The sequence below is a fragment of the Muriicola sp. genome (assembly GCF_049669965.1).
Classification (GTDB): domain Bacteria; phylum Bacteroidota; class Bacteroidia; order Flavobacteriales; family Flavobacteriaceae; genus Muriicola.
Window position 1 is genome coordinate 1 of sequence record NZ_JBATLB010000189.1, and the last position, 3,040, is coordinate 3,040.

Annotated in this window: 4 protein-coding genes; all 4 read left to right on the top strand. The window is 35.6% G+C overall.

The features are described 5' to 3' along the window. On the top strand, positions 1–716 hold a 716-nt coding region (locus WBM49_RS10150; protein WP_424371940.1), incomplete at its 5' end, for a Crp/Fnr family transcriptional regulator. Between the two features lie 99 nt (positions 717–815). Further along, entirely contained in the window at positions 816–1,475 is a 660-nt protein-coding gene (locus tag WBM49_RS10155) for a peroxiredoxin-like family protein (RefSeq protein WP_424371941.1), read from the top strand. Positions 1,476–1,479: 4 nt separating this feature from the next. Further along, positions 1,480–1,863 carry a hypothetical protein gene (locus tag WBM49_RS10160; RefSeq protein ID WP_424371942.1) on the top strand — a complete coding sequence of 128 codons (384 nt, stop codon included), beginning with the start codon at positions 1,480–1,482 and terminating at the stop codon, positions 1,861–1,863. Next, positions 1,853–2,686, top strand: coding sequence for an oxidoreductase (locus WBM49_RS10165; RefSeq protein WP_424371943.1), 834 nt, complete (start codon positions 1,853–1,855; stop codon positions 2,684–2,686). Before WBM49_RS10160 ends, WBM49_RS10165 begins: the two co-directional genes overlap by 11 nt. The last annotated feature ends 354 nt before the right edge of the window (positions 2,687–3,040 follow it).

The window sequence follows — 3,040 nt, forward strand, 5'->3', positions numbered from 1 at the left end:
CTAAACGGCCAGGGCTCGCTTTTGCCGACGTTAATTTTTCCTGCAACGCAGGAAACCCAACGCTGAGCTTCGCCCCAGTGCTGCGCCGAAATCATAGCCAAAGCCGTTGTGGCACATTTAAAAAAACATTGGAACAATATAAAAACATACTAGAAAACATTGGAAAATACGTTACTCTGAACGAAGAGGAAACGGAAAAACTGATTGGAATAATCCGAACGACCAAAATCAAAAAACGCCAATTTATTGACCAACCGAATTACGTTTGTCAATATCGGAATTATGTCGTGAAAGGTTCATTTCGTTCCTATTTTATAGACAATGAAGGAAAAGAGCATACCGTACAAATTGCGATCGAGGATTGGTTTGTGAGCGACTTTTACAGTTATATAACCCAAACACCTGCCACACTATTCGTTGAGGCTTTAGAAGACTCTACCATATTTCAAATGACTTATGATGACATTGAGGGGCTTTGCAAAGAAATTCACGGTTTAAGCGAATATTTTAGGATTACTACAGAAAGGGCATTTGCTTTTTCAAGAAAAAGAGCGTTATCCAATTTAAGTATGACCGCTGAAGAACGGTATTTGGAAATTTTAGAACGCTATCCAAATATCGTTAAACGAGTACCACAAAAAGTAATAGCTTCTTATTTGGGCTTCACACCAGAGTTTTTATCCAAAATCAGAAAAAACCTTACTTCAAAAACTTAATGTAGTTCAAGAGTATTTCCTAAACTAGTTCATTTTTAAAGTTGGTACGTTGCCACACCTTTGTAAAGTCAATTTTGGCTTCATATTAAACAAAGTAAAATGAACACAGAAACAAATTCTTACCAAGAAAACTTAAAAGAATTACGAACAAATTTAGGAACTATGATTCCTAAAGATGCTCTCAACGTCTTCGACCAAGACGCAGAAAATCTGCAATTGAACCACACTTCCATTTTAAAATTGCAAGTTGGCGACAAAGCACCTGATTTTGCACTTTCAAACGCAACGGACAGAACAACCAAACTTTCAGAATTACTAACAAAAGGGAAAGTTGTTCTTACGTTTTACAGAGGTTCTTGGTGTCCATATTGCAATCTTCAATTGGCTCATTATCAAAAAGCGTTAAATGAAATTCACGATTTGGGTGCTGAATTAGTTGCAATCTCACCACAAACACCTGATGAATCATTAAACGTAAAAGAAAAAAACGAACTCAATTTTGAGGTTTTGAGCGATAATGGAAATATTGTTGCAAGAAAATATACAACCGTTTTTAAAAACGCTGATGCACCAGTAAACACAATGACCGAACTCGGTTTTGACTTTGATGTACATTATTCTGACGATTCAAGAGAACTGCCAATTCCAGCAGTATTTGTAATCGAAAAAGATGCTACAATTTCTTTTGCAAAATCTCTAGGTGGCGACTACAGAAACCGTGTAGAAGTTTCGGAAATCATTAATTCTTTAAAAAAATAGAACAATGAAAAGTACAATTCAAAACATCACAATTTGGGCATTGGCAATCTTAATGGTCGTATTTGGTCTTAATAAGCTTTTTGGCTTTATTCCAGTAGAACCGCCTGCCGACCCAATAGCACAAAATTTTATGGGTGCAATGTTCACTTCATATTTATTTGTAGTAGTCGCAATTGCAGAAATTATTGGTGGAATTTTATTGACAATACCAAGAACTAGGTTTTTAGGTTGGCTTTTACTTCTTCCAGTAATTTTTAACATAGTGGCTTTTCATGTAGCACACGACTTTATAGGTAATGGGATTTGGTTGTTGCCAACACTATTATTTGTAATTATTACATATTTCAAATTTGGAACAATCAAAAAAATATACAGTTATGGACAATAAAATATGGTTAATCACGGGAATATCAAGCGGATTGGGTAAGGCACTTGCAGAATCTGTAATTGAAAAGGGCTATTTTGTAATCGGAACATTTCGAAACGAATCACAAGTTGCTGAATTTAATAAAAAGAACATAAAAAACGCAAAAGCAATCTTATTGGATATTACCAATGAAGAGATCATTGAAACCAGTATCAAGAAAGTCATTTCGGAATACGGAAAAATTGACGTTTTGGTCAACAACGCAGGAATAGGATTTGTCGGAGCTGTTGAAGAAACTTCTATGAAAGAAGTCAGAAGTGTTTTTGAGCCGAACTTTTTTGGAACGTTAAAATTGACACAAAGTGTTTTACCATTTATGCGTAAAGAAAAGAATGGGCATATTGTTCAAATTTCATCACACGGAGGAATTAAGGCTTTTTCGGGTTTTGGAATTTACAATGCTAGCAAATTTGCTTTAGAAGGCTTTAGCGAGGCAATGGCACAAGAAGTAGCACCTTTGGGCATAAAAGTATCTATAGTTGAGCCTGGACCATTCCGAACAAATTTTGCAGGAAAGGGACTTGGACAAGCGGAAAGTGTAATTGATGACTATTCCGAAACAGCAGGCGCGTTTAGAACTAAACTTAAAGGAGTTGACGGAAAACAAGAAGGAGACCCATTAAAGGCATCCAAAGCCATTATTGACTTGGTTAATTCAGAAAATCCGACACTTCGCTTACCTCTCGGAAAAGTTGCACTTATGACAATCGGAATGAAATTGGACAGCGTAAAATCGGACTTGGAAAAAAACCGAAAAACCGCTGAATACGCTGTGTATGGGTAAAAACCGTGCCACAACAATGTATAAAAATAATAGCGGTTTCGGTGCTTAATCGAAATCGCTTTTTTTATATTTAAGGTCAGTCTTTAAAACGAAAGGTTTGTGTTTAAAATCCGCTACTATTCTTATACGAGACCGTTATCTGCAAGCTAAACAAACATTATTACCTTAAATAAAATTGGCGAAAATGAAAAAATTCTTATTGAACATTTTATTGATTTCAGCAATAACCTCCTGTAAAACCGAAAGCAAAAATGATGGTTTCACCTTGAACGGAATAGCAAATAACATACCTGATAGTTCTATTGTGCTGTTGAACGTCAACAATAAAAACATCGATTCAACAATCGTCTATAA

Bases quoted from the DNA above. Each gene is read 5' to 3' on its own strand.
- WBM49_RS10155 (WP_424371941.1), top strand. From the start codon at position 816: ATGAACACAGAAACAAATTCTTACCAAGAAAACTTAAAAGAATTACGA.
- WBM49_RS10160 (WP_424371942.1), top strand. From the start codon at position 1,480: ATGAAAAGTACAATTCAAAACATCACAATTTGGGCATTGGCAATCTTA.
- WBM49_RS10165 (WP_424371943.1), top strand. From the start codon at position 1,853: ATGGACAATAAAATATGGTTAATCACGGGAATATCAAGCGGATTGGGT.